Source organism: Paraniabella ginsengisoli (genome assembly GCF_022513635.1).
Taxonomy (GTDB): domain Bacteria; phylum Bacteroidota; class Bacteroidia; order Chitinophagales; family Chitinophagaceae; genus Niabella; species Niabella ginsengisoli.
The window spans coordinates 1,160,505-1,184,720 of sequence record NZ_JAKWBL010000004.1 but is presented as its reverse complement, the minus strand read 5'-3'; the positions used below and the strand labels follow the sequence as shown (position 1 = coordinate 1,184,720).

36 protein-coding genes and 1 pseudogene are annotated in these 24,216 nt (G+C 37.3%); 8 read left to right on the top strand and 29 right to left on the bottom strand.

Annotated features, from left to right (window positions below; translation table 11 throughout):
- Positions 1–129: 129 nt before the first annotated feature.
- The 9 genes from MKP09_RS23795 to MKP09_RS23760 all read right to left on the bottom strand — a co-directional run bounded on the left by MKP09_RS23795 (position 130) and on the right by MKP09_RS23760 (position 6,751).
- The gene (locus tag MKP09_RS23795; RefSeq protein ID WP_240833098.1) at positions 130–966 is read right to left on the bottom strand and encodes a mannitol dehydrogenase family protein; all 837 of its coding nucleotides are present in this window, start codon (positions 964–966) and stop codon (positions 130–132) included.
- Positions 963–1,568, bottom strand: coding sequence for a mannitol dehydrogenase family protein (locus MKP09_RS23790; protein WP_240833097.1), 606 nt, complete (start codon positions 1,566–1,568; stop codon positions 963–965). Before MKP09_RS23790 ends, MKP09_RS23795 begins: the two co-directional genes overlap by 4 nt.
- Positions 1,569–1,648: 80 nt before the next feature.
- The gene (locus MKP09_RS23785; protein ID WP_240833096.1) at positions 1,649–2,488 is read right to left on the bottom strand and encodes a DUF4350 domain-containing protein; all 840 of its coding nucleotides are present in this window, start codon (positions 2,486–2,488) and stop codon (positions 1,649–1,651) included.
- A gap of 66 nt (positions 2,489–2,554) precedes the next feature.
- A complete protein-coding gene (locus MKP09_RS23780) occupies positions 2,555–4,456 on the bottom strand; it encodes a glycoside hydrolase family 88 protein (protein ID WP_240833095.1) in 1,902 nt (633 codons plus the stop codon).
- A 256-nt stretch (positions 4,457–4,712) separates the two neighbouring features.
- Entirely contained in the window at positions 4,713–5,021 is a 309-nt protein-coding gene (locus MKP09_RS23775) for a hypothetical protein (protein ID WP_240833093.1), read from the bottom strand.
- Complete coding sequence (locus MKP09_RS27035) at positions 5,018–5,437, bottom strand: glycosyl hydrolase family 28 protein (RefSeq protein ID WP_262915599.1); 420 nt, start codon at positions 5,435–5,437, stop codon at positions 5,018–5,020. Before MKP09_RS27035 ends, MKP09_RS23775 begins: the two co-directional genes overlap by 4 nt.
- Positions 5,419–5,694, bottom strand: a complete 276-nt coding sequence (locus MKP09_RS27030; protein WP_317235424.1) for a glycosyl hydrolase family 28 protein — start codon at positions 5,692–5,694, stop codon at positions 5,419–5,421. Before MKP09_RS27030 ends, MKP09_RS27035 begins: the two co-directional genes overlap by 19 nt.
- Positions 5,695–5,720: 26 nt before the next feature.
- Positions 5,721–6,356 carry a glycoside hydrolase family 28 protein gene (locus MKP09_RS23765; RefSeq protein ID WP_240833091.1) on the bottom strand — a complete coding sequence of 212 codons (636 nt, stop codon included), beginning with the start codon at positions 6,354–6,356 and terminating at the stop codon, positions 5,721–5,723.
- Positions 6,357–6,547: 191 nt separating this feature from the next.
- Positions 6,548–6,751, bottom strand: coding sequence for a hypothetical protein (locus MKP09_RS23760; protein ID WP_240833090.1), 204 nt, complete (start codon positions 6,749–6,751; stop codon positions 6,548–6,550).
- A 125-nt stretch (positions 6,752–6,876) separates the two neighbouring features.
- Between MKP09_RS23760 and MKP09_RS23755 the strand changes: the two genes are divergently transcribed.
- The 3 genes from MKP09_RS23755 to MKP09_RS23745 are packed head-to-tail and all read left to right on the top strand — an operon-like array spanning position 6,877 to position 8,046.
- Positions 6,877–7,164, top strand: coding sequence for a hypothetical protein (locus MKP09_RS23755; RefSeq protein ID WP_240833088.1), 288 nt, complete (start codon positions 6,877–6,879; stop codon positions 7,162–7,164).
- The gene (locus tag MKP09_RS23750) at positions 7,148–7,495 is read left to right on the top strand and encodes a hypothetical protein (RefSeq protein WP_240833086.1); all 348 of its coding nucleotides are present in this window, start codon (positions 7,148–7,150) and stop codon (positions 7,493–7,495) included. The genes MKP09_RS23755 and MKP09_RS23750 overlap by 17 nt, the downstream gene beginning before the upstream one ends.
- Complete coding sequence (locus MKP09_RS23745; protein WP_240833084.1) at positions 7,444–8,046, top strand: tetratricopeptide repeat protein; 603 nt, start codon at positions 7,444–7,446, stop codon at positions 8,044–8,046. Before MKP09_RS23750 ends, MKP09_RS23745 begins: the two co-directional genes overlap by 52 nt.
- 10 nt (positions 8,047–8,056) lie before the next feature.
- Here the strand turns inward: MKP09_RS23745 and MKP09_RS28760 are convergent, their stop codons facing one another.
- The 5 genes and pseudogenes from MKP09_RS28760 to MKP09_RS23730 form a co-directional block, all read right to left on the bottom strand.
- Positions 8,057–8,236, bottom strand: coding sequence for a hypothetical protein (locus tag MKP09_RS28760; RefSeq protein ID WP_317235484.1), 180 nt, complete (start codon positions 8,234–8,236; stop codon positions 8,057–8,059).
- 198 nt (positions 8,237–8,434) lie between these two features.
- Positions 8,435–9,276, bottom strand: a pseudogene (locus tag MKP09_RS28755) (toprim domain-containing protein); the annotation flags it as partial.
- Complete coding sequence (locus MKP09_RS28750) at positions 9,276–10,034, bottom strand: ATP-binding protein (protein ID WP_317235423.1); 759 nt, start codon at positions 10,032–10,034, stop codon at positions 9,276–9,278. The pseudogene MKP09_RS28755 and the gene MKP09_RS28750, both read right to left, overlap by 1 nt.
- 169 nt (positions 10,035–10,203) lie before the next feature.
- Positions 10,204–10,638 carry a substrate-binding domain-containing protein gene (locus tag MKP09_RS23735; RefSeq protein ID WP_240833082.1) on the bottom strand — a complete coding sequence of 145 codons (435 nt, stop codon included), beginning with the start codon at positions 10,636–10,638 and terminating at the stop codon, positions 10,204–10,206.
- An 11-nt stretch (positions 10,639–10,649) separates the two neighbouring features.
- The gene (locus tag MKP09_RS23730) at positions 10,650–11,198 is read right to left on the bottom strand and encodes an ABC transporter substrate-binding protein (RefSeq protein ID WP_240833081.1); all 549 of its coding nucleotides are present in this window, start codon (positions 11,196–11,198) and stop codon (positions 10,650–10,652) included.
- A 478-nt stretch (positions 11,199–11,676) separates the two neighbouring features.
- On the opposite strand from MKP09_RS23730, the gene MKP09_RS23725 reads away from it, so the two are divergent.
- A complete protein-coding gene (locus MKP09_RS23725) occupies positions 11,677–12,426 on the top strand; it encodes a hypothetical protein (RefSeq protein WP_240833080.1) in 750 nt (249 codons plus the stop codon).
- 71 nt (positions 12,427–12,497) lie between these two features.
- Positions 12,498–13,640, top strand: a complete 1,143-nt coding sequence (locus MKP09_RS23720; protein WP_240833079.1) for a response regulator — start codon at positions 12,498–12,500, stop codon at positions 13,638–13,640.
- Here MKP09_RS23720 and fabZ read toward each other — a convergent pair whose 3' ends face one another.
- Together fabZ and MKP09_RS23710 are read right to left on the bottom strand one after the other, a co-directional pair.
- Positions 13,641–14,279, bottom strand: coding sequence for a 3-hydroxyacyl-ACP dehydratase FabZ (gene fabZ, locus MKP09_RS23715; RefSeq protein ID WP_262915598.1), 639 nt, complete (start codon positions 14,277–14,279; stop codon positions 13,641–13,643).
- Entirely contained in the window at positions 14,245–14,973 is a 729-nt protein-coding gene (locus tag MKP09_RS23710; RefSeq protein WP_262915597.1) for a UDP-3-O-acyl-N-acetylglucosamine deacetylase, read from the bottom strand. The genes fabZ and MKP09_RS23710 overlap by 35 nt, the downstream gene beginning before the upstream one ends.
- Here MKP09_RS23710 and MKP09_RS23705 point away from each other — a divergent pair.
- Both MKP09_RS23705 and MKP09_RS23700 read left to right on the top strand, forming a co-directional pair.
- On the top strand, positions 14,968–15,894 hold the full coding sequence (locus tag MKP09_RS23705; RefSeq protein ID WP_240833078.1) for a Mur ligase domain-containing protein: 927 nt from the start codon (positions 14,968–14,970) through the stop codon (positions 15,892–15,894). The two genes, MKP09_RS23710 and MKP09_RS23705, sit on opposite strands and share 6 nt — an antisense overlap.
- On the top strand, positions 15,804–16,709 hold the full coding sequence (locus tag MKP09_RS23700; protein ID WP_317235483.1) for a glutamate ligase domain-containing protein: 906 nt from the start codon (positions 15,804–15,806) through the stop codon (positions 16,707–16,709). Before MKP09_RS23705 ends, MKP09_RS23700 begins: the two co-directional genes overlap by 91 nt.
- Here the strand turns inward: MKP09_RS23700 and MKP09_RS23695 are convergent.
- The 5 genes from MKP09_RS23695 to MKP09_RS23675 all read right to left on the bottom strand — a co-directional run bounded on the left by MKP09_RS23695 (position 16,706) and on the right by MKP09_RS23675 (position 18,262).
- Positions 16,706–16,864, bottom strand: coding sequence for a hypothetical protein (locus MKP09_RS23695; RefSeq protein WP_240833077.1), 159 nt, complete (start codon positions 16,862–16,864; stop codon positions 16,706–16,708). The two genes, MKP09_RS23700 and MKP09_RS23695, sit on opposite strands and share 4 nt — an antisense overlap.
- A 44-nt stretch (positions 16,865–16,908) precedes the next feature.
- Positions 16,909–17,157 (bottom strand): hypothetical protein, encoded by a 249-nt coding sequence (locus tag MKP09_RS23690; RefSeq protein ID WP_240833076.1) that lies wholly within the window; start codon positions 17,155–17,157, stop codon positions 16,909–16,911.
- Between the two features lie 265 nt (positions 17,158–17,422).
- Positions 17,423–17,686 carry a hypothetical protein gene (locus MKP09_RS23685; protein ID WP_240833075.1) on the bottom strand — a complete coding sequence of 88 codons (264 nt, stop codon included), beginning with the start codon at positions 17,684–17,686 and terminating at the stop codon, positions 17,423–17,425.
- Between the two features lie 106 nt (positions 17,687–17,792).
- Entirely contained in the window at positions 17,793–18,023 is a 231-nt protein-coding gene (locus MKP09_RS23680; RefSeq protein WP_240833073.1) for an RNA polymerase sigma factor, read from the bottom strand.
- A 56-nt stretch (positions 18,024–18,079) separates the two neighbouring features.
- Positions 18,080–18,262 (bottom strand): RNA polymerase sigma factor, encoded by a 183-nt coding sequence (locus MKP09_RS23675; RefSeq protein ID WP_240833070.1) that lies wholly within the window; start codon positions 18,260–18,262, stop codon positions 18,080–18,082.
- 257 nt (positions 18,263–18,519) lie between these two features.
- On the opposite strand from MKP09_RS23675, the gene MKP09_RS23670 reads away from it, so the two are divergent.
- Positions 18,520–19,224, top strand: coding sequence for a C40 family peptidase (locus MKP09_RS23670; protein ID WP_240833068.1), 705 nt, complete (start codon positions 18,520–18,522; stop codon positions 19,222–19,224).
- A gap of 76 nt (positions 19,225–19,300) precedes the next feature.
- Here the strand turns inward: MKP09_RS23670 and MKP09_RS23665 are convergent, their stop codons facing one another.
- The 8 genes from MKP09_RS23665 to MKP09_RS23630 all read right to left on the bottom strand — a co-directional run bounded on the left by MKP09_RS23665 (position 19,301) and on the right by MKP09_RS23630 (position 24,206).
- Complete coding sequence (locus tag MKP09_RS23665) at positions 19,301–19,597, bottom strand: hypothetical protein (RefSeq protein WP_240833066.1); 297 nt, start codon at positions 19,595–19,597, stop codon at positions 19,301–19,303.
- A gap of 14 nt (positions 19,598–19,611) precedes the next feature.
- Positions 19,612–19,944, bottom strand: coding sequence for a hypothetical protein (locus MKP09_RS23660; protein WP_240833064.1), 333 nt, complete (start codon positions 19,942–19,944; stop codon positions 19,612–19,614).
- A 121-nt stretch (positions 19,945–20,065) separates the two neighbouring features.
- Positions 20,066–20,656, bottom strand: a complete 591-nt coding sequence (locus tag MKP09_RS23655; protein WP_240833062.1) for a hypothetical protein — start codon at positions 20,654–20,656, stop codon at positions 20,066–20,068.
- Between the two features lie 193 nt (positions 20,657–20,849).
- Positions 20,850–21,398 carry an inorganic diphosphatase gene (locus MKP09_RS23650; protein WP_240833060.1) on the bottom strand — a complete coding sequence of 183 codons (549 nt, stop codon included), beginning with the start codon at positions 21,396–21,398 and terminating at the stop codon, positions 20,850–20,852.
- Between the two features lie 65 nt (positions 21,399–21,463).
- Complete coding sequence (locus MKP09_RS23645; protein ID WP_240833058.1) at positions 21,464–21,865, bottom strand: hypothetical protein; 402 nt, start codon at positions 21,863–21,865, stop codon at positions 21,464–21,466.
- A gap of 47 nt (positions 21,866–21,912) precedes the next feature.
- A complete protein-coding gene (locus MKP09_RS23640) occupies positions 21,913–22,482 on the bottom strand; it encodes a nuclear transport factor 2 family protein (RefSeq protein ID WP_240833056.1) in 570 nt (189 codons plus the stop codon).
- A gap of 303 nt (positions 22,483–22,785) precedes the next feature.
- Positions 22,786–23,217: a phosphoenolpyruvate carboxylase gene (locus MKP09_RS23635; protein WP_240833054.1), complete on the bottom strand. Its 432-nt coding sequence runs from the start codon at positions 23,215–23,217 to the stop codon at positions 22,786–22,788.
- The gene (locus MKP09_RS23630; RefSeq protein WP_240833052.1) at positions 23,187–24,206 is read right to left on the bottom strand and encodes a phosphoenolpyruvate carboxylase; all 1,020 of its coding nucleotides are present in this window, start codon (positions 24,204–24,206) and stop codon (positions 23,187–23,189) included. The genes MKP09_RS23635 and MKP09_RS23630 overlap by 31 nt, the downstream gene beginning before the upstream one ends.
- Positions 24,207–24,216: the final 10 nt, after the last annotated feature.

Here is a 24,216-nt window from a genome sequence, read left to right as displayed (position 1 = left end):
GCAAAGAGCGCAAAGGATACAAAGACAACAAAGAAATTATTTGATTCAATCTTTATACTTTTCTCTTATCGCGAATGTTTAAAATGATGGGTTAAAGCATGATTTATTTTTTTAGTTTTTCGAGATTATTTATTTTAAAATTTCCGTGATAGCACCATTCATTCCTTTATTCAGAATAGCGTTTACATCAACCGCTACCTCTTCAGCAAAGCCAGGCAATGTTGCTAATGGAGCTGTCCAGATTTTCTTATTATTTAAAATACCATTAATCCAACCTTGTATATCATCTTTATTAAATGTTGACTGAATAAATTCAACAAACTCTTTTGTATCATTAGGAGTAAAGGATACTTCAGCTTTACCACTATACAAAACTAATAAAGCAGCAAATGAAAATGTAGTAAGCTTTGCGCTTTTGCCCAGTTTGTTATAATTATCAGCAACCGTAGGAAAATCGCGCGTCTCCCATTTTGATAACGAATTAAGCGATATATCTTTTAGATAATGCTTTAAATATGGATTGTAAAAACGTTCCAGAATTTTTGCAGCAAAGGCTTTCAGCTCTTCAGGGTCTTCTCCAATACCCGGCAATACTTCTTCAGCAACCATGCGATTGATGAATTGCTCCACTTCCGGAGTGTTGAAAGCATCCATTACTGTTTCGCAACCTAATTGTAACGCAACCGGCACCATTGCTGTATGCGCGCCATTTAATACACGTACTTTCTTAGCTCGGAATGGACGGATATCATCCATAAACAATACATTCAATCCGGCTTTATCCAACGGCAATTTTTCTTTGATAATACTGTTACCGCCAATCGCCCATACGTGAAAGTACTCTCCTTTTACAACCAGGTTATCATCAAATCCGATCTCTTCTTTTATTTCATTGATTGTTTCTTTGGGAAAACCCGGAACGATACGATCAACTAATGTATCGTAAAAGTTACAAGCAGATTTCACCCAGGCTTCAAAGTCAGCACCAAGATTATTAGCGGCGCATGTTGTAATACATATTCTCGCAAAGTGGAACCATTATCTTCGATCAATTCGCAACAAACTATTTGTAGCCCCTTCGATGTATCGCCATTAAATTTCTTAAACCGCTTGTGAAGCAAGGCTGTAACCTTTGCAGGGAAAGACTTTGGCGGCTCAGCGTTCAAATCATCACCTTCTTCATAACGAATGCCGGCTTCTGTTGTGTTCGAAATAATCGTTTCTAAATCTTCACTTAAAAACAGATCTTCATACTTTTTATACTCCGTATAAGGATTGATAATATCAGTAACAGATTTAATCAGCGCAACTTCTTTTACAGGTTTTTTATCTTTTATCCCTTCAAGATATACATGGTATAAGCAATCCTGTTTTTCAAATATTTCTTTAATGCCGTCGCTCCCACCAATTGGCTGCACCAACGCTATTCCATGATTTAATATGCCGTCATTATTGGCTTTATCGATCATCCAATCCACAAAAGCCCTGAGAAAATTCCCCTCACCAAATTGCATGATCTTTACCGGGTATGCCGGTTTTTCTACTGTCGTTTTATTTAAAGGTTTCATATTTATTAATAAAGATTATCTTATCCTTCACCACCAATTGGATTGGTGGCAATTCTGATGAAGTCCTTCGGACTTCAATGTTATTCTTTCGTAGTTTGAGCCAAAGTCAACAACCATTTCACCCAATCTACAGAAGCCTTATCGTTTTCAAACTGCTGCGGCAATCTGCTATGCGCTATATATTCATTATAAATCCATGGATCACCCAAAGCGAAAACTGTTCCTTTTCCATGTTTTGCAACTGCCATCACATCAAATTCTGACGTTTTCAAAACCACTTCCGCAGGTGCTGTTGCGGTAACAGAGCAAATTCCTTTTATATAAACATTTTTAGCTGTCTTAAAAATTGGATTCCCATCGTTGATTTTTACTTCACCTTGTTCGAAATGCGGATCCTGTACAACTAATCTATTATCCTTATTGAAAGCGATACCAAATTTTTGAGAAAGGAGATTGAATTTATCAAGTTCACAATTAGTAGAATCATTTCCCAACAATACTAATACGCCTCCTTCTTTTACCCAATTTTCAATAGTTACTGCATAATCCTCATTCATGAAATTAGGAGCAGCCGTTTCTTTTTCATTATCAGGATCAGCGATAATATAAACAGCCGCATTCTTTAAATTTTCAGCAGTTGGCGCTTCAGCTAACGTAGCAAGAGATGCGCCCTCTTTCTTAAAAAGCGCTCCCAATTCAGAATAACCTCCCATACTCGTATCGTTCCACAAGTAGTGCCATTTTACCTGCTGGCCATTTTCATCTTTATATTCATTATTGAAGAAATTGTCTACCATTACATTTATTGTAGAAACACTATCTGTCATTGTACTTCCTTCCTGTTTTGAAGAAGTTTCACCGCAAGAGAAAAAAATACCTGACATGCCAAAAAATGTAACCCCAACTAAAAATCTATTCATATTTCAAACTTTTGCCGCTAAGATAAAACTTAATGTCATCGACATTTTGATGTAAAAATGTTTTAACTATTTAGCAGATGCATTTTTCAATAACCATTTAACCCAATCAGATGCAGCTGCGAAATTTTGATATTCAGCGGGTAGTTTTCTACCATCGACGTATTCATTATAAATCCAGGGATCACCAAGCACAAACACGGTTCCTTTGCCATGTTTGGCGGTAGCCATCACATTAAATTCTTTTTTCAAAATGGTTTTAGCAGGAGCAGAAACATCAAGCGAGCTTATTTCCTTTATGTATATTTTTTGTGCTGATTTAAAAATTGGGTTTCCGGCATCAATAGTTATAGCACCCTGTTCGTAATTACTTCCCTTTACCATTAGCTGATCGTCTCCATTAAACTTAATTCCAAATTTTCCTGCTAATAAGTTGATGTATTTTTGTTCTGCATTACCAGAGTTGTTCCCCATCAAAACCAATACACCACCGGCTTTTACCCAATCAGCAATAGTTGTAGCATAGGCTTCAGTTATATAATTAGGATGAGCCGTTTCCTTTTCTGTATCCGCATCTACTATGATATATACGGATGCTTTAGAAAGATTTGATTTCGCAGGCGCGGTTTTTAATGTTTGCAATACAGCTCCGTTCTGTTCAAATAAGTGACCTAAAAAATAATACCCATTATTATCGCGCTCTTCCCAAACATAATGAAAAGGCTGTTGCTGGCCGCCCGGACCTTTTTGCCATTCGTTGTTGAAATAATTATCCAATACTGTTTTGTTTTTCCCAACAGAAAGCTTTGGCATCATTTCAATTTCATTGGCAGCCAAAATAAAAGCGCCCATCCCTTTAGGATCGTTTTGCTTTACTTTTTCTCTCATGTAATAATCAAAACTTCCGTCGCGGTAAGGTTTTCCACCTAAGCCAGATACCGTCACGGTTCCCTCAAGATTCGTGAAACCGTCAGTTCCTTTTGTGATCTGATATTTAACCAATCCGTCAAATGCTCTTTTGGCATTGGTAGCATAGCTTTGAGCGATGTAACCTTTTCTTGCACCTTTTGCTAAAGTGTAAGAAAGCATAGCTGTTGCCGAAGATTCAAGATAATTGGGTTTCCTGTTTGGCAGGTCAACAATATCATACCACATTCCGGTTTTAGCATCCTGCACTTTTACAACCGCTGTTGCAAAACGCTTTAAAATATCGATTATTTGCTGACGGCCAGGATGATTTTCGGGGAAATAATCCAGTGCATCCACCATCGCTACGCCATACCAGCCCAAAGCACGCGCCCAAAAATGAGGTGATCTACCAGTTTTCTTATCGGCCCATTGTTGTTCTCTCGATTCGTCATAACCATGATACAATAAACCTGTTTTGGGATCGCGGCTATTTTTTTCCATCAGCACAAACTGTTTTGTAACATCATTGAAAATAGTATCTTCTCCAAAAACCTGTGCATACTCCGCATAAAAGGGTTGACCCATATATAAACCGTCGAGCCACATTTGCCAGGGATAAATTTGCTTGTGCCAGAAACCACCTTCTTTAGTTCTCGGATGCGTTAGTAATTGTCTTCTTAACAACTCGACCGCTTTTTTATATTTGGCTTTGCCAGTAACGCGATAAATAGTCAATAAAACTTTCCCGTTATTTAAGTGATCAATATTATAATGATCTGCATCATAATCTTTAATAGAACCATCTTCGCGCACATAATGATCCATGCTGTGTTCAATATATTTGAACCATTTTGCATCGCCCGTTGCCTGCCAAATGCCTTCAATGCCTTTCAATATTACACCTTGGTCGTAGCTCCAGCGAGCTGGATTTCCCGGTGTTGCGCTAAAAGAGTCCGGCCATATATGCATGGCTGTTAAAGCCAGTTGCTGTGAATAAGGCACTTGTTGCGCCTGCGCTTTGAACGATAGAAGAACAATTAGTATGAATAATATTTTTCGCATATAATATGATTGTCTGAACCTGGATTATTAAGATTATTATGATTAACAGGACGTGATGATTTCCGTTTGTTGTTCTTACATCTGTTCTAATAAATAAACCACATAGACACATAAATTTTTACCGGTTTAGGAAACATAGATTCCGCCAAAGGCGGAGCATAGCCTTCATTCAATGAAGCCTTATGTATTTTTATGTTTTCTATTTTTATCATAATACTATGTGCCTATGTGGTTAAAAATAAGAAACCCAATCACTCTATTTTATAAACACAGCTTTATCAGATGCGCCTAACTCCGCCTGTACTTTTTGCTTTGTTTTACCATAATCAGTTGCTTTCATCATTATCGCTTTTGTTCTTTCACCAGCCACACGCATCAATAGATTCGCATCTTTACTGTAATCAAAATTCTTTACACCAATGCTGTCGCTATTAATAATATCAATCACCGGTTCTGTTTGTTTGCTAAATACTTTTACGTTAGATAGATAAATATTGCTGGCTTCCTGAATGTCCACGCCGTAATCAGATTGAAATACTGAATTTTCTATTTTTATATTTTTCACATGCATTTCTGGTAAACCCCTGATAAATATGGCTTTTTTGCACCATTGCAATAAACGTTACTGATATTAATATTTCTGAAAACTGGTGTAGTTTCATCCACAGGAAGCATTTCAACCTTTGGCAGTTCACGCTTTTCTCCATGTTGAGGCACCGGATCTTTCCCCATGTAATACATATCAAACAAAATGGCATCTCCGGGAATATCTTTCATATAAATATCTTTTATAAAGATATTCTCAACTACGCCACCGCGCCCTCTGGTCGTTTTAAAACGAAGGCCAATATCGCTTCCTATAAAAGTACAATTACTTACATATACATTATTTACGCCACCACTCATTTCGCTTCCAACTACAAATCCACCGTGCGAAGCATAAACGGTGCAACCGCGGATGATTACATTTTTTGTAGGCATCGCTCTTGCACGGCCATCGGCATCGCGCCGCTTTTCATACATAATCCGTCATCGCCTACATCAAATACGCTATTCTCTATTAAAGTATTGCTGCAACTTTCTAAATCGATGCCGTCTCCATTTTGTGCATACCAAGGATTTTTTACAAAGATATTTCGTACTGTAATATTGCTGCTCATTAAAGGGTGCAAGCACCATGCAGGTGAGTTTTGAAAGGTAACTCCTTCCAGTAAAATCTTATCACACTTTGTAAGCACTACTAAATTGGGACGTAAAAAATCTTTTATCGACTCAAAAAAGCCGCATCTTTGTCGGCTGAAAGCCTTCCTGCATCTTTCATACTCTGGCCTTTTGCAAAACTTTCAGAAGGCATCCAAATGTCTTTTGCTTCATTTAGTACACCTCCGGAAGCTAATAATTCTTTCCATTGGCCTTCTGTCATTTTTCCTTTTTTCACGGCACGCCATCCGTCTCCATTTCCGTCTATAATACCCTTGCCGGTGATACCAATATTGGTGGCGCCTTCGGCAGATATAGGCGACTGGTTACGCATTTGCTCAAAGCCCTCCCAGTTAGCCTTTACTAATGGATATTGGCTTTTGTCTTTTGTAAATAACAAAGTAGCTCCTGTAGAAAGATTTAAATTCACATTACTTTTTAAAACAATCGGACCTGTAAGCCATAGCCCGGCAGGTACCTGAACTATTCCACCGCCTTTTGCATGGCACTCATCAATAGCTTTTTGAATAGCGGTTGTGTTAAGTTGGTGGCCATCCCCTACAGCCCCATATCGGGTGATATTAAAAATTGTGGACCTAAAGCTAGTTGCAGCAATTTTTGGAAGGTTCCAGTTTTGCTGCCCACAAATGCTTAATGTGCTTGTAGCAAACAATAATAAAAAAGCAAGAATTTTATACATCGCAATCAATTAGGCATACAAGGTAATTAGAATACATTGTTGCCATTGCAATTGCGCATCAATTTATTTACGCAAACGTTATCGTATAACGTATTATAGTAAAAAAGCACATGCCTATTCTAAAATAATCCATTATGTAACAAAAAAGCCCGGCATATTGCCAGGCTAATATCGTAAAGAGTTTGAAAAGATTACCAATCTTGCTTAGCAACACCTGCTTTAATAGCAGCTAATGCTTTTGCTTCTCCTAAAAGGGCAGTTAATTTATTGCCTTTACCATCATTACCTTTAGCGATATACCCGCCTTTAGCTGTTTTTGATATAACTGCATCCTGAATAGGAACATTCTTCTCTTTAGTTTTTACATTGTAAGCTGTAAGTGTTGCATCTGACATAGCTATTATTTTGGGGTTAAGAAAAATTGAAATTAAGGGTTTTCGGATAAAAACCAACAGATAAATATTTTATAACACCATCATATAACTAATATATTAGTTATATTTATAGTGAAATAATCCTCATGAAATCAATAACTATGCTTAAAATACTGCTTTTCATTGCCTTGTCCGCGCCTACCTGTTATGTAAAAGCGCAGCATGCTACCTATAATCGAGCAGAGACCTTAACTTATTTTCAGAACATGGATTTTGAAAATGGCTTGAATTGGTTAAAAAATCAACCCATAAATGATTATATCAAAGCTTACTTGATGGATGTGGTTATTGTTATTATATGCTGGAAATGCCGCTCGAAGCGAGAGATACTTATAAAAAATATACGAACAGGAACCGATGGATTTTCAAGCTAATCTTTTTATAGCAACAATATATGATAGATTGATATACAACAAAAATGACAGTGCAGTTATTCATTACAAAAATCTCACTTCCATACAGCCCGAAAAATCTAAGTTCTGGTATCTGGCTGGTCTGGCTTTAAATAGTGAAAAGGAATACGATTCTGCCTTTCTGTATTTACAAAAAGCTTACGAACTGAAGCCTTCATCGAGCAACATTGTGATGGCTTATGCCAGTGCTTTGCAGCGCAAAAAGATACCATTGAAGCTGAAAAAATTATTGATGCTTTCTTGCAAAAAGATTCCTCCAGCGTTGCGGTTATTAATAAAAAAATTTCGATAAGGTATAAAGAAAAGGATTATAAAGCAGTGATTTTTTGGGGCGAAAAATTGTTGCGCGATTCGGTTCAGCCTTTGTCTGCGGTAGGCCCCTACATACACCTTGCTTATAGTTATTTGAATACTAATAAAATTGAAAAAAGCCTCAACTTGTGCAACTGGATGAATGAAAATAATCTATCGAGCGAAACCATCACTTACTGCCAGGCACTTTGTTATAGCAGACAACAAAATTATACCAAAAGCAATGAGTTGTTGAACGAATGCATTGATCTCAATATTCAGAAGGAGGCGCAAATATATTTTAGAGCAAAAGCCGATAATTATGCATTGATGAAAAACTATACAACAGCGGTCCGTGAAATGGACACTTCTTATTATATTTTTCACGATCCGATTGATCTTTACCTTGCAGGAAAGGTTTATGATGATCAAAACAACAAAGCCAAAGCATCCGTTTATTACAAAAAATATCTTTCTGAAAATAAAAAACCAGCTTCACCATTGGAGGTAAAGCTAGAAAATTATATGAAAGAGTATTTGAAACCGCGGTAATTGCTGCGCATTAAATATCCAACTTCGCATATTTCGCATTGGCTTCAATAAACTCACGCCTTGGCGCTACTTCATCGCCCATCAACATGCTGAACACGCGATCGGCCTCCGCAGCGCTTTCAATGGTAATTTGTTTTAAAGAACGACGATCCGGATCCATAGTGGTTTCCCAAAGTTGGTCGGCGTTCATTTCACCCAAACCTTTATACCGCTGTATACCTACGGACTCTTCGCGGCCTCCGCCCAACTTTTCAACCAATGCTTTCCGTTGTTCTTCATTATACGCATAGGCCGATTCTTTTCCTTTCTTTACAAGATACAATGGCGGCTGTGCAATATAGACATAGCCCTGTTCTACCAACTCTTTCATATATCTATACACAAAAGTCAATATAAGCGTGGCAATGTGGCTTCCATCCACATCGGCATCCGTCATAATAATCAGTTTATGATAACGAAGCTTGGTAAGATTAAGCCCTTTAGGATCTTCAGGCGTACCCACAGTTACACCTAAAGCCGTGTACATATTGCGTATCTCCTCGTTCTCATAAATTTTATGCTCCATCGCCTTTTCAACGTTCAGTATCTTACCACGCAATGGAAGGATCGCCTGAAAAGAGCGGTCGCGGCCTTGCTTAGCAGTTCCTCCTGCCGAATCACCCTCTACAAGGTATAATTCGCAACGTTCAGGATCACGGTCAGAACAATCTGCCAGCTTACCAGGCAATCCGCCGCCACTCAACACTGATTTGCGCTGAACCAAATCTCTTGCTTTCCTTGCAGCAGCCCTTGCCTGAGCTGCTAATATCACTTTATTGATGATGTTTTTGGCGTCTTTGGGGTTCTCTTCCAGGAAAACTTCCAGCGCTCGCGCCAATGTTGTTTGCACCACGCCGCTTACTTCGCTATTGCCCAGCTTGGTTTTTGTCTGGCCCTCAAACTGAGGTTCCGGAACTTTTACGGAAATTATTGCGCTCAATCCTTCACGAAAATCATCCCCTTCAATACTAACTTTTGCTTTTTCAAACAAGCCGTTTTTATCTCCGTAGGTTTTAAACACCCTTGTCAACGCCTGTCTGAAACCGGTAACGTGCGTACCCCTTCAATAGTGTTGATGTTATTTACATAAGAGAAAATATGTTCGCTGTAAGAGTCATTGTAAATAAGTGCCACTTCTACCGCTACATTAGTATTTTCGTCATGAGCATCTACTCCTAAAACATTTGGTATTAGGGGGTTCTGCCAGCACTTTTATCCAGCATTTCCACAAACTCTATGATACCGCCTTCGCTATAAAAAACCTTGGTAAGAATCTCTCCGTTTTCATTTTTCTCCCGAAGATCGGTAAGTGTAATGCGAATACCTTTATTAAGATAAGATAGTTCGCGCAGCCTGCCCTCAAGAATATCAAACTTATATTCTGATGTAATAAAAATGGATGTATCGGGCCAGAAGTGTTGATGGGTCCCCGTTTTATCAGAAATGCCAATTTCCCTTACATCATATTGCGGTACACCAATGCGGTACTCCTGTTCAAACATTTTTCCTTCGCGATGTACCGTTGTGATCATTTTGGTACTTAATGCATTTACGCAACTTACACCAACACCATGCAAACCACCGGAAACTTTATAGCTGTCTTTATCAAACTTACCTCCGGCATGCAAAACCGTCATCACTATTTCCAGCGCTGACTTGTTTTCCTTTTTATTGATACCTGTTGGGATACCACGCCCGTCATCCTGAACGGAAATGGAATTATCCTCATGAATAGTTACATCAATATTTTTACAATGTCCTGCAAGTGCTTCATCAATCGAGTTATCGACTACCTCATACACAAGGTGATGAAGGCCTTTTATACCGATATCGCCTATGTACATTGCCGGGCGTTTTCGCACCGCTTCCAACCCTTCTAAAACCTGGATACTATCAGCCCCGTAAGCGGGTTGTTCTACCGCTACTACTTCTTTTATTTCTTCGCTCATAAATCTTTAAAAATGCATGAAATGATGCCATTTAGGCAATGGGCAAATTTACGGAAAAATAAGCACTGATAGGAGGTTCCAATACAAATGTTGATATTTCACTAAAACGGTATTAAAACTAATATTAATCAAGTCCGAAAAAGGCATCTTTAGAAAGATAATTATTTAATTACCAACGAACTCTGACGTTGTAAACTTGTTTTAAATACTCCGGCGCAAAATAAGTAGAGTAGTTGGGTAAGGTTTGTCCTTTATGATTTTTTCTGTTTAGCATCACCCAATATGCTTCCGCAATTACAGCATCTAAAAGATCGCGGGTAAGACTTACGTGAAAGTCATAACCAGACCAATCATATTCAACAGATTTTTTATCAATATGAAGTTCTCTTGCAACGATTTTTATACTTTCAGCCTTATTTGCTTTTATAAATAATTCGGTATCTATATATGCTCTAAGCAGTTTTAGAGTTACATCTTTATTATCCTGTATAAATTGCTTATTGCCGACTAAATTCTTATATCCCGTAAATATAGCCGAGTCTCTAAACACTACTGCGTTTTCACCTAAAATGGATTTTATTTTGTTCATATAAGGCGCCCACAAAATCGCAGCGTCTATTTTTTCCCATCAACAATTCCTGGCACCAAGTCTGAAGGCAGCAAGTTTACTGTTTTTAGATCTTGCATGGAAAGGCCATGCTTATCAAGAAGTTTGTCTAAAAATATTTGAGAGCCGGACCCCGCAACTATTCCAATTCTTTTTCCTTTTAAATCATTAATGTCGGTAATACCTTTATCCACCCTTGCAAGCAAACCTATTCTATATGTTTTTTCAATATTACAAAGCACCTGTATATCGAAAGGATCAAATCCGAAAAAGGCAATATTTGTTTCTACAAGATTTGCAAAGTCGGCCTTGCTATTTTTAAGATACTCTAAAGCGATTTTCCCCGTTTCTACATATTCAACATTAACATCCAAACCATAATTTGCAAAAAAGCCCTTTTCCAAAGCAATTATAGTAGAAATGGAATAAGTTGCGCGCGGCACAACAAGTACTATCTTCCCTTTTTCGCGGGCCGATATATAACTTTTTATTTCCCAAGCGATTAGTATAATACCTAAAAATAAAAATATCAGGATAGCAATTTTGCTGTATCTCATAGGTGTAGTCTAATATTTCACAACAGCTTCACTTCATTTCACACTTAACAAAATTATAGATATTTTTTATGGAACAGTAGCTACAAATAAATAAAAAACATATTTAATGTAAAAAAAAATCATTAAATTACTGCTATCGCTATCTAACCTATTAAAACACCAAATTGAAAGCTAACAACCTATTCATAAAATACCTGCTATGTATATGGGCTACTTCCATGCTAGTAATTGACAGTTATGGACAGAAGGATAATGCCCCTACTGCGGCTTACCCATTTGGATCGGATTATGTTGGTTTACTTTATAAAAAGACTCAATCCTAGATGCTAAAAATGCTATCCGGGAAAGTATAGAACAATCACTCCAAAACAAAGATAGCCAGGCATTAGTTATAGGCTACAATGCAATAGGCACCTTATATGAAAAACTTGGTAATTACGAAATCAGTAAAGAATATTACGCAAAGTCCTTGCAATATGTGCGTATTAAAAACGAACTTAAGATCAGTCTGTTGCAGAATAAATTATTAAATGTTTATATCAAAGGAAAATTTTATACCTCCTTTGACAGCCTTTACCCAATTGCTCAATCTTTATCAGAAAGATTACAAACCGAAAACACGCTTAAAAATTATCTCCTTAAAACAGTAAAGTATTTTGCTTCGCGTGATTTTGATAGATTGTACTCATTTACAGAATCGATACTTCCTGTTGTAAAAAAAACGAATCTTGACAAACTAACATACTCAACAGATTTAAGCTCTGGTGATTTTAAAAAATTTATACAATACCAGTTACGCCTATACAATGCTTTTTCTCAAATCAAACAGGAGTCAACCACAATACAAAATGAAGGGTACAAAAATTTTCTTTCATTAAGCAACGACTCTTTGATAGCTTCTTTTGCTGTGATTGACAGAGAAATATATAGTTCGTATAGAATTTCCTCCTTATTATTGAACTATCAGGCTAAATACTACTTTGATAAAGGTATATACGACTCTGCTGCTATATTATATGCGGAAGCGGACAATCAAAAATACAGGGCTATAAGGGAATATGAGGAACGACTGGCTATTAATGGAAGTCTTTTGTATCAGGCAGCTAAGGACGAGGAGGAAATTGCATATAAAAGAGATATACTGAAAAAGAAAAAAAAGCTTTTCCTGACATATAAGTTAATGGCGGGAGGAGCATTAATAAGTTCGCTTATACTTTTATTTTTTTAATTTACTATTCAAGAAGCCAAAAGCGAATTAAGCTGATCAATAATAAACTGATTTTAAAGAATGAGGAACTTTTGAATTATGATGAAGAACGCAAAATATTTTTTGACATTGTTAGCCACGAACTACGTACACCGGTATATGGTATTAATGGATTAGCTACAATGATAGAATCAGAGCAAGATCCAGATGAAAGACAAAGATATTTTGCTTCACTAAAGCATACGGCGCAACATATATCAATGTTTGTAGATAATATTCTTCAGGGAAGTAAATATAGTTTTGATGAACGAAAATTAAATATGACCCCTGTAAATATTCGCATCAAAATGGAAAATATTTACAATTCAATTCATGTTTTTGTAAAAGAAAAATCGCTTGAATTTAAACATAAATTATCAATACATTCTGACAGCCTTATTATTTTATTGGACAAAGTAGCATTAAATCAAATTATCATTAACCTTATATACAACGCTATAAAAAATTCAGATTATGGAAAAGTTATTTCTTTTGATGTATCAGAAATAAGCAGGACTACAGATAAAGTAGCGTTGCAGTTCGACATTATCGATGAGGGACGTGGATTAAGATATGCTGAAGACATTTCTGAATTTACATTGTACGAAAAGCAAAAAAACCTAAAACATTTTCAATCTGAAAGAGGCTTAGGATTGATCATCGTTCAGCAACTACTGAAATATTACAATTCTGAACTTTTTGTAAAATCTGTATTAAATAAAGGAACTCATTTCCGCTTCACCTTATTACTGCCGATATACCAAGCCTCACAACGAACTTATCATGAACCGGCGCAAGTACAAACCGTTAATCAAGAGAAAAGAATTCTTGTAGTTGATGACAATCCGCTCAACCTGCTTATATCCCGAAAAACTGTAGAAAAAATATCTCCTTTTATTAAAGTGACAACAGCGGATAGTGGTGCAAAAGCAATCGATTTGTTTAAATATATAAATTTCGACCTGGTTCTTATGGACCTTAACATGCCCGATAAAGATGGCTTTGAAACAACTTTAGACCTCAAAGCATTAAACAAATTTATTCCTGTTGTTGCTCTTACAGCTTTAAGTTACGATAATGTTATTGGAAGAGCGAAAGAAGTAGGTATGGAAGATGTAATAACCAAGCCCTACAATTTAGAAGCGTTTGAAAAAATCATCAGGTACTACCTCAATCCTAATATAAAAAAATCCTAACTATCGCTTCACGATCTGTGCAACCAAATCAGCTTCCGTCGCCACTTTGTTACCCACATAAACGGTTCCGCGCATTTCACAAATGCCGCGGCGGATAGGTGCAACCAATTCCATCTTTAAAATCATGGTATCACCCGGGCGTACCATTTGCTTAAACTTACAATTATCTATCTTCAAAAAGTACGTGTCGTACTGGCCTTCACCCGAAAGGTTTATGGCTAATATGCCGCCGCATTGAGCAAGGGCTTCTATTTGCAATACGCCTGGCATTACAGGATTACCGGGAAAGTGTCCCTGAAAATACCATTCGTTAAATGTTACATTCTTTATACCTACAATCTTTTCATCTGTAAGATCAATGATTTTATCAACAAGCAAAAAAGGAAAGCGATGAGGTAATGTTTTTTCGATGTATGGCAGATCGTAAACCGCCGGAACTGCCGGATCATAGCTTGGCACATCTTTAATATGCTTATTTGCTTTTATATGCTTTTTTATAAGCTTTGCAAAAGCTACGTTGCTACTGTGCCCGGGCCTGTTAGCAATTACACGCCCTTTTACCGGGTAACCAATCAAAGCAAGGTCTCCTACCACATCCAACAACTTATGCCTGGCAGGCGTTAGGAAAACGAAGTTCAAGGTTATTCAGATAGCCTTCGCTTTTAACTTCTATATCATCTTTCCTGAATATCTTTTTTAATCTGTCAAGTTCTGCATCTCCAACCGGTTTATCTACCACTACAATTGCATTATTTACATCACCCCCTTTTATCAGGTTATGATCCAGCAGCATTTCCAGTTCATGTAAAAAGCAAAATGTGCGGCAGGTTGAAATTTTGTCTTTAAAATTTCTCATTGTTTTTAATTCCGCATGTTGTGTTCCTAAAACAGGCGAATTAAAATCAATCAAAGTGGTTATCTGGTATTCTCTTGCAGGCATAATTACCATTTCCACGCGCTTTTCCTCATCCGTCAGATAAAGGTTTTCATCTATAGAATACCAAACCTTAGCTGCGTCCTGCTCCTCAATATCAGCCTCTTCAATAATTTCTATAAAAGGCATCGAACTTCCATCCATAATAGGTACTTCCGGCCCGTTAATTTCAATAAGACAGTTGTCAATACCCATGCCTACAAGAGCGGCAAGCAGATGCTCAACCGTACTTACCTTTGCTCCGTTCGCTTCAAGCGTTGTGCCCCGGCTGGTATCTGTTACCAGGTCGCAATCTGCTTTTATAATAGGCTTATTAGGCAAATCAACCCGTTGAAACTGATAGCCGAAGCCAGCATTAGCTGGTTTAAGCGTTACATCAGCTAAAATACCGGTATGCAAGCCGGTACCGCTGATTCCGATCGCTTTTTTAATGTATGCTGCTTGTCAGGGTTGAAATTATTGCTCATAGTAATTATTCAATTCGGCAAATATAATAATCTTGCCATACTTGCTATGCTTTTGTGGTGTCATCAATCAATAAAAATCATCGGTTTTGCCACGCTCGCTTCATCGTTCCGATCATTAATCAACCTATATATTCGCAGGCTGGCTTTCTCACAGATAGCACAGAATGCCACAGAAAAAATAATTAGAAAACATATCTGTGCTATCTGTGTATTCCGTGAGAAAAATAAAAATGTTATGCACCAACCATTCTTGATTGCAAGAATTTCTTTGCACATTTGCTTTCTATATGAATCATATCAATCTAAAAATATTAAGTCACCCTTCTTTATAGGTGTTGCCGGTGCTGGCATGAGCGCTATTGCTCAATACCTGCAAGGTTCGGGAATGGCGGTGAGCGGAAGTGACCGCTTTTTTAACGAGGGCAAAGCAGGCGATATTAAAGAGAAGTTAGAAGCAGAAGGGATTCAATGCTATTTGCAGGATGGAAGTGGTATCACGTCAGCAACTGATCTTGTAGTTGCATCTACCGCAATTGAAGATACTGTTATCGAAATTAAAAAGGCGAAGGAACTAGGCATTCCTATCATAAAGCGCTCAGAACTATTATCACTTATTGCAGCAAGCAAAAAAACAATTGCGGTGGGTGGTACCAGTGGCAAAAGCACAACAACCGCTATGTTGTTTGATATTATGACTTACGCCGGCTTATCTCCATCAATTATTAGTGGTGCAGGTTTAGTGAGTCTGATAAAAAAGGAAAAATCGGAAATGCCTTTGTTGGAACAAGCGATTGGCTGGTTATTGAGGCCGACGAAAGCGATGGTTCCATTGTTCAATATCATCCGGCAATAGGGTTGTTGCTTAATATAGAAAAAGATCATAAAGAATTAGATGAGCTGATGCTGGTTTTTGAAACATTCAAAAAAAACAGCGAAAGCTTTATTGTTAATCAATCTAACGAACACTCAAAAAAGCTGTCGGTTGAGCTTACAAAAGATTTTGAAATGGAAGGTGAAAATTCAGATGCAGGATTTTCGGCAACTAACTTTCAACAAAAGGGGTTTAATATTTCTTTCGATATTAGCAAACAACATTTCGAGCTTCAGATCGCCGGTAAGCATAACATGGAAAATGCAGTAGCTGCTGTTGCTGCTGCATCGCAGGCAGGTATTTCATTAATAACGGCCAGCGAAGCGCTTAAACATTACGAAGGAATATACAGACGTTGCCAGGTGCTTGGACAGAAAAGGGGTATTTGGGTTGTTGATGATTTTGCACACAACCCGGTAAAGTGCGCCGCAGCCATACGCAGCTGTCAACCTGTTTCAGAAAAAGTATTAGCCTGGTTCCAGCCGCATGGGTACACTCCTACTAAATTCTTAAGAGCTGATTTTGTTAAGGAAATATCGGAAGCATTAAGACCGGAAGATGAAATTTGGATGAGCGAAATATTTTATGCCGGTGGCACTACAACCAAAGACATTTCAGCAAATGATCTTATTGAAGATATTAAGCAAACCGGTAAACAAGCTGTTTTTGTAGCCGATCGAAATGATTTTTTGGAAAAAGCCCAGTCTCATTTGAAAGAAGGGAACGTGTTGTTACTGATGGGTGCAAGAGACCCATCGCTTGAACAATTTTCCAAAATTATATTCGAAAATCTTTAAAGGGCTAAAACAGGTTGTTCCTGTTTTTGAGGATGGCCTATTAAGTAATAGCATAAAACCATTAAAAGTCCTTTTTTTGCTTCAGCAGTGGGATTTTCCAAATCGAGGCTACAAACGGTAAGAGGTTCTTGTGCGTCTTCTTCAGTAATTTCCACCTCATTATTGTTGAGGAAGTTAAGAAAATAACGCTTTTCGTCAATTAATATATATTCCCGTCCACCTTCTTTTTCAATCTTCCCAAGTCGGTGCCATACTCATTTTCTAAAACCACCTTGTTTTTTAAAAGGCCTTTGTTGCGGCATTTAAAATGCCTTTTCTCACCATCTTCCGATTCTATGTAAACATTGTCTGACTGGTTTTGAAAAGCAAGCGTGAGTAATTTCCGGCCATTGCTCCATAAGCTGAAGGCTGTATTACCCAAACCACTTGTTATTGTCTTCCACTGCATAGTTATAGAGTTTTGCTATGCAAAGGTGGTTCTTTAAATTAGCTTTTCAAGGCAGTTAACATTAAATTAATATTGAAAAAAGGTAGAGCAGGCATAAAATCCATTTATTATCACCATTTGTGAAAAACTCTAAATCATAATTGGAAAAGCGCCTTTTTTTCTTATACTTAAGGTTGTCCCTGCTTATGCAGAAAAAGATAAATAAGCGATATTATAATCAGTAGAATAAGTATCGAAAAATACAAAGTCCATTGCGGCTTTAGTTTCATCCGCTCTCGTGCAGCCGTTTTTTTGCAATCTTCTTCTTTAGATTTCTATTCAGATCATCCACTATCAACTCTATCTTTTCCTTATTCTCCACCTCTTCTAAACCCTCAAGCGCGTCTGCCTCAAACGGATCATTTGCTATTTCCTTTTCCAGATCATGCCTTTCAGTTTGATCCAGCTCATCATTCAAATACTTCATTAGCTGATCCTGGCTGAGGTCGCCTTTTGCATTGGATAATATGTTCTTTAAATCATCTTGCATTTTTAGAATCAGTTTCTGTAAGTTTTTTTGAATACTTAATTTAAGGTTTCTTTTCCCGTTTTGTATGTGGCTTTTACTTTCAACAGAGGATATCCGGTGATATCGCTTATTTGCTGATAACTGTTTTTTTAAGATAAAACAAAGTTACGCAATTGTATTGCTCTTCATTTAGTTCGTCCAACGCCTCCTTAAGCAGCCCATCGTCTATTTCAGGCGATCGTTCTTTAAGGTCTTCATCAGCCTCATCAGTTAAAGGGCTATTAAGTTCTGATAAGGCTACCGGAATTTTCCCTTTCTTATCTCTAAGTATGGTAAGGCATTGATTCTTGGCTACCATATAAAGCCAGCTTTTGAAATAATCTATTTTATACTTCGAAGCCTCCTGAATAACCTTTAAAAAATTTGCTGCACACAGTCTCGAGCATCATCCTCTTCTTTCAAATATTTCATGCACACACCAAACAGCAATAAGGTATAACGCTGCAGCAAAATACCAAGCCATTCGTTATTTTGCGTCTGCCAAAAACGTTGCAACAATTCCTTATCGGTAATATCCTTGTACGGGTCTTTACTCACACGGTTAAAGTTATTAAACCTTAAGATGCAAACAATTTATAATTCCATAACTTTTTTATGTAATCAGCTGAAGAATATATGGCATCTTCGTTGCCACGCTCGGGTTATCGTCCCGGTTATAAATCAACCTACATATACGATATTTGATGTACGGGTGTACACAAATCAGAACTCTTAAATCATAAATCGAACATGGAATATGCGATCGTAACAGTGCCTGCCGCTCCAGTGCGTAAAAACCCAATCACCGGCAGGAGATGTGTAATCAGCTATTGTTTGGAGAAGCAGTAAAAATTCTCAAAAAACAAAATGCCACTTGGTTAAAAGTAGAAAGCCTTTATGACGGTTACATTGGCTGGGTAACTCATCATCTTATAACTATTGTTGATGGTGTAACAGCTTTGCAACCGTGCCAAACGCTTGCGCCTCATTTTTTAAATAAGGTAGTTTATAATAATCAATCAATGCATGTTCCGTTAGGTTCTTCTTTGAGAAATTTTAAAAATAAAAAAGGAGACATTGCAGGGATTGCGTACTCGTTTACTGGCAGGCCAGTTGATACAACTTTAGTTGACAATAAAGTAGAAACACTTTTGCAGCAGGCATTTTTATGGTTGAATGCTCCATATATGTGGGGCGGAAAAACCATACTGGGCGTGGATTGCAGCGGATTTTGCCAAACTGTATATAAACTTGTTGGGGCTCGCATTGCACGTGATGCATGGCAGCAGGCAACTCAAGGCAAACTAGTACGTTCGTTAAAAACAGCAAAACCTGGAGACCTTGCGTTTTTTGATGAAAAAGATAAAATTGTGCATGTAGGCATCTTATTGGGTCCTAACGAAATTATACATGCATCAGGGAAAGTACGAATTGATAAAATTGATAGGAGTGGAATTATAAATACAGACACAGGTGAGAGAACGCATACACTTAAGCTTATTCGGAGATTTAATTATTAAAGAGCTTGGTATTAATAAATTTTTAAGAAGCCATCCGCAAATGCATTTTGTTTAAACTCAGTCACATTGCTAATTCTTATTTCTTCCAGGCTACTAAATCATAATTCTCGTCCACAGGCCTACCAGGATAATGACCTAATGGATAAGCACGATTATTAATAACTGCAAACTGAACACTAATTTTAAGTTCCAGCTCTTTGGTAGATGGCAAGATAGCCCAGGAAAGGCGTGATGACATTTGATCTTTATACCCTTTAAAATAAAAATTAAGCAACGCTCCATTGGCTCCCAGGTCTTTTCTACGTACCGGGTTGTCGTATAAATCTCCGAAACGGTAGGTGGTGTATAACCACCTAAACCTGTTAACCATCAACCAATAATCTCTTCTTATTTTTTTCTTGTAAATTGATTATCATCAAATCTCGCAGTAAGAGTATAAACATACATTGGAGTAGGAACGCCAAAGTAAATTTCTTCCTTATCAGATTGAAACTGCATTTCTATTTGATTTGCATTAACGCTAAATGGATTAAACACATTGTATGAACCCGAAAAATTATACATTCTTTCTGACTCATTTGTGTACTTTTTCCTTAACAATTGCTTATCCGTCGACAATGCTTTTATAAATGCAGAAAATTTCCCCTCAAAAGGGTCTACTCGATAATAGTGATTTACAAACTTTAGAAAGTCTTGTTGCCCAAGCACTGCCAAAGACATAAAAAGAAAAACAAGCAGAAATATTTTTTATGCATATGCCTACATTTTTAGTACACACAACCGTTTGAGTAATATTCTTATCAGTCTTGGAAAAAGTCTACCCCTCATTATCAATAAAAACCTACATATTATTTACCGGGACCGCATAATTATTTAGCTGCCTTATTCGTACTATAATGGTCAAGCCAAGTTGCTTAGATGCGCTCAACGTTTGCCAACTTATAACCACCGGAGCAAGTTGAGATGTATTGTAATTGTTATAGGTTGAGATCTCACCATCCTCAATATTGTTATAGCCTTTCAGGCTTTTAATATCAGTGTAATACAGGTCTCTTTTAAATTTTCTGGCTAATTTCTTGTAATCTTTCTTTATCGCTTTTCGGGTCAATTCTGTATCAGGAAAATATGATGTAAGCTGGTAAGTATAAAAATTAAAAAGATGAAAATCGTTGCGAGCTTTTAAAGAACTCTCATAAAAGATCATATCAACTTTATTAGCATTGACGCTAAAAGGGTTGAATACTTCATACTCCCCTCTCACATAATATCCTGTAGAATCTGTCTGTTTTAGGATTTGCTTATTTAGTAAGGCCGAGTCTTTCGTTAATACGTCTATAAAAGTAGAAAAAGTGCCCTGAAAAGGATTGACACGGTAATATTCCTTTACCGTATTTTCAAAATCTGACTGTCCGGCAACAACTGATACCAGCAATAATGAAAATATTAAAGCAGAACAATATTTCAAAATGGGGTGTTTGTTTAATAGCTATCTATCAGTTAGGAAGGACGCATTTCTTTGATCAAAAGTTGCATTCAATCCAATAAAATAATGCAAGTATAGTCACGCATTAATTCCAATTAAGCGCTGCGCCAGAAAAAATGGTTGGTTAAACGCTAAGAGATGCTTAACCTTGTTTCCCGTATTTTTCTTTATAATATTCTATTGCTTCCGAAACAATGGGTAATGCCGTTTCTTTATCCTGGAACGTATCAATAACCACTTTTTTATCTTCAAGCACTTTGTATTGTTCAAAAAAATTACGCATTTCCAGCAAGAAATGTTGCGGCAGCTCATCAATATTGTCGTATTGCCTTACAGACGGATCATTAAGCGCTACTGCTATCAATTTATCATCGCGCTCACCACTATCAATCATTTGCATATTACCTATAACCTTAGCTTGCACCAGGCATAAGGAGCGGATAGATTGAGAACATAATACCACAATGTCGAGCGGGTCATTATCCTGCCCCAAAGTTTGAGGGATAAAACCATAGTTCACCGGATAGTGGAAGGAAGAATAAATAACCCTATCCAACTTGAGCAATCCCGTTTCTTTATCTATTTCATATTTCGATCTTGAACCTTCAGGAATTTCGATAATAGCATTCACATATTCAGGAGCATTTGCACCGTAGCTTACACCATGCCAGGGATGTTGGATAGTTGACATAAGGCTCTATTGGTTTTTTTTGATATTTTTTAAAGTCTGCAAAAATATGATTTTAATAGTAGTTTCTATTCATGGTCGAACAGGTATTTAAAATCTACCAGCCATTTACCATCTATTTTGACCACTTTCAAAGTATCATGGTTTTCTTTATGAAATGAATTGGAATAAATGATAATACTTGTAGAATCATTAATCAGCTTTCTGCTATGAATATTGATGCTGGCGTCCCAAAGCCCCTGTTTTTCGTCAGAAGAAAGTTGCATACGCGACACAGCATCGAGCCTTTCATCGTTTAGGGAATCGTGCAGCATAAAATCTGCTGCTCTATCATACTTTCCTTTTAAAGCCGACTGAACAAAGCCGGTTGCTGCTGCAATATCACTTTCCGCGGCTTCTGAATCTGATCCTGTATTGCAGGATGCAAGCAAACCGATGACTCCTATTGCTAATATTGAGATTTTTTTCACTTGTTTATAATTTGATTTTTAGGTGGTTCCTTGGTATCCGAGGTTTCTCAATTCAGGTTTTCCAGCTTCTTTTGTATGTCCTCTAAAGTTTTCGGATCCATATTTTTCAACACACTGTCTGCCATTTCCATACCCTTCTGCATTTCCTCACTATTCATACCAGAGGTATCATCCATATTCTGCTCTTTCAGACTTTTTGTACCCATGCGCATCAGCGTTCCCATAGTAAAGTCTACTTTCCAGCCATCACTCTGTTTGAGCAGCTTGAATTCTGCATCGGGGCGCTGCCGACTTCTACTCTTTACAGTGACGAATGCGGAATCACCCATTATTTTGGCTGGCTCAAATGCTACATCTTCAAAATCTTTCATAGGGTCTGACTGCGGCAATGAGTCTTTCATTTTTTCAGCCATATCCAAACCTTTTTTCATCATTTGCATGGTTGGTTTGCTATCGCTCGTTACATATTTCGATGCTCCATCAATATCCTTTTTGGCCAGATGTTCAAAGAATTCTTGTAATACAGCGTTAGGATCATTACTGGTAGTGTTGCTGCAAGCGGCTAAAAGCATAGACATTATCAAACCAGAGAATAAGAATTTGAGGACGTTTTTCATCCGTGTATTTTTTTATTGTTGAACTTGTTAGACTTTTTATAAAACACATAGATACATAGCATTTCTCCATTTGAGGATATATAGTATCCGCCGTAGGCGGAACATAGCCTCTGGAAAATGAACGATTATGTGTATTTATGTTTCCTATTTATCATAAAGCCTATATTTTTATGTGGTAAAAAATAAGTTTAAACAAATCCGTATTACATGAACAAATGTAAGCATGTGTTTCAAAAGTAAAATGTTATAAAATAAAAAGCCGAAGTTTAATTATAAACTCCGGCTTTAATTTTAATATTCTTTTTAGGCAGAATTTCTGCCAGCGTTGATAATACCAAATGAACAACGCATAACCAGTTTACCATAGGTGTCTTTTATGCCGTCGCCATCATCATTACCAGCCTCAATTTCCCGGATTTTACAGAGCGCATACTGCTGAATGGTAAGCAACGGCAAAACAATTCTTTCACGCATAGAAATAGAAAGTTTATCAACCGGATAATTTCCCATTAATGAGTCGTTGCCGGAAAGTTTTAAAACATATTCAAGCGTGAGTTTATACTCTTCAAAAATCATATTCCACATCTCACCATAAGTTTCATCATTCGCTATGTATTGGGTAAGCGGGAAATAAGATTTAGACATCGCCATTTCACAATTATCAATCAGTGTTTTAAAGAATAAAGAAGTCTGATACAGCTTTTCTACTTCTTCAAAACGTCCAATATATTCCATTTTTTCAGAGCAGATCCAACGCCGTAAAAGCCAGGAACGTTTTGTTTTAACTGGCTCCAGGCACCAGCAAATGGTATAGCCCGCAAATCTTTAAGCGAAATGCCTCCTTGCGATTTACCACGTTTTGCAGGGCGGCTGCCAATATTTGTTTCGCTATAAAATCTAAGTGGACTCACTTCGTACAGATAACTTGCCAGCAAAGGATGCTCTTTTAATTTTTTATACTCATCAAACCCGTAAGAGGAAAGCTCCTGTAACAGTTCTTCCTGTTTACCTGTTAGCGGAGCATGCCTGTCTGCATAAAGGTTGTTTGTTATACCAGCATTTAATAATTGTTCAAGGTTGTATTGTGCCGAATCTATAATCCCAAAATTTGAGCTGATCGTTTGTCCCTGTATAGTAAGTTGAATTTCCCTGTTTGAGATATTGCTTCCCATCGATGCGTAGAACTTATGTGTTTTACCACCACCGCGCGAGGGCGGACCACCTCTTCCATCAAAGAAGACTACTTCAACACCATAATATTTTGTAATGCGCGTCAGTTCTTCTTTGGCTCGATAAATACTCCAGTTAGCCATAAGATATCCGCCATCTTTAGTACCATCACTAAAGCCCAACATTATAGTTTGCGTATTATTGCGGCGTTTCAGGTGTTCTTTATAAGCAGGAATACTATACAAGCTCTTCATAATCTCAGCAGCATTTCCTAAATCATCAATAGTTTCAAACAAAGGAACTATATCCACATTAATCTCATCGTTGGCAAAACCCTGCATTTTAAATAATGCGAACACTTCAATAATATTCAGGGTACTTTCACAATGGCTGATAACATAACGGTTGCATCCGGCTTCTCCGTTAGCCTTTTGTATTTCCGCAACAACAGTGGGAATCTGGGCTGTATCTTTAATCACTTCATCATCGTAGATATCGGTATTGACTTTCCCTTCAATATTAAGCAGCGCTTTTATTTTATCTGATTCGCTCAACTCTACGTAG

Excerpts from the sequence above, each read along its gene's own strand:
- MKP09_RS23790 (WP_240833097.1), bottom strand. The coding sequence starts at position 1,568 with ATGAAACCTTTAAATAAAACGACAGTAGAAAAACCGGCATACCCGGTA.
- MKP09_RS23785 (WP_240833096.1), bottom strand. The coding sequence starts at position 2,488 with ATGAATAGATTTTTAGTTGGGGTTACATTTTTTGGCATGTCAGGTATT.
- MKP09_RS23780 (WP_240833095.1), bottom strand. The coding sequence starts at position 4,456 with ATGCGAAAAATATTATTCATACTAATTGTTCTTCTATCGTTCAAAGCG.
- MKP09_RS27035 (WP_262915599.1), bottom strand. The coding sequence starts at position 5,437 with ATGCCTACAAAAAATGTAATCATCCGCGGTTGCACCGTTTATGCTTCG.
- MKP09_RS23765 (WP_240833091.1), bottom strand. The coding sequence starts at position 6,356 with ATGTATAAAATTCTTGCTTTTTTATTATTGTTTGCTACAAGCACATTA.
- MKP09_RS23760 (WP_240833090.1), bottom strand. The coding sequence starts at position 6,751 with ATGTCAGATGCAACACTTACAGCTTACAATGTAAAAACTAAAGAGAAG.
- MKP09_RS23755 (WP_240833088.1), top strand. The coding sequence starts at position 6,877 with ATGAAATCAATAACTATGCTTAAAATACTGCTTTTCATTGCCTTGTCC.
- MKP09_RS23750 (WP_240833086.1), top strand. The coding sequence starts at position 7,148 with ATGGATTTTCAAGCTAATCTTTTTATAGCAACAATATATGATAGATTG.
- MKP09_RS28760 (WP_317235484.1), bottom strand. The coding sequence starts at position 8,236 with ATGAACGCCGACCAACTTTGGGAAACCACTATGGATCCGGATCGTCGT.
- MKP09_RS28750 (WP_317235423.1), bottom strand. The coding sequence starts at position 10,034 with ATGAGCGAAGAAATAAAAGAAGTAGTAGCGGTAGAACAACCCGCTTAC.
- MKP09_RS23730 (WP_240833081.1), bottom strand. The coding sequence starts at position 11,198 with ATGAGATACAGCAAAATTGCTATCCTGATATTTTTATTTTTAGGTATT.
- MKP09_RS23705 (WP_240833078.1), top strand. The coding sequence starts at position 14,968 with ATGCAAGCCGGTACCGCTGATTCCGATCGCTTTTTTAATGTATGCTGC.
- MKP09_RS23690 (WP_240833076.1), bottom strand. The coding sequence starts at position 17,157 with ATGCAGTGGAAGACAATAACAAGTGGTTTGGGTAATACAGCCTTCAGC.
- MKP09_RS23685 (WP_240833075.1), bottom strand. The coding sequence starts at position 17,686 with ATGCAAGATGATTTAAAGAACATATTATCCAATGCAAAAGGCGACCTC.
- MKP09_RS23680 (WP_240833073.1), bottom strand. The coding sequence starts at position 18,023 with ATGGTAGCCAAGAATCAATGCCTTACCATACTTAGAGATAAGAAAGGG.
- MKP09_RS23670 (WP_240833068.1), top strand. The coding sequence starts at position 18,520 with ATGTGTAATCAGCTATTGTTTGGAGAAGCAGTAAAAATTCTCAAAAAA.
- MKP09_RS23660 (WP_240833064.1), bottom strand. The coding sequence starts at position 19,944 with ATGTCTTTGGCAGTGCTTGGGCAACAAGACTTTCTAAAGTTTGTAAAT.
- MKP09_RS23650 (WP_240833060.1), bottom strand. The coding sequence starts at position 21,398 with ATGTCAACTATCCAACATCCCTGGCATGGTGTAAGCTACGGTGCAAAT.
- MKP09_RS23640 (WP_240833056.1), bottom strand. The coding sequence starts at position 22,482 with ATGAAAAACGTCCTCAAATTCTTATTCTCTGGTTTGATAATGTCTATG.
- MKP09_RS23635 (WP_240833054.1), bottom strand. The coding sequence starts at position 23,217 with ATGGAATATATTGGACGTTTTGAAGAAGTAGAAAAGCTGTATCAGACT.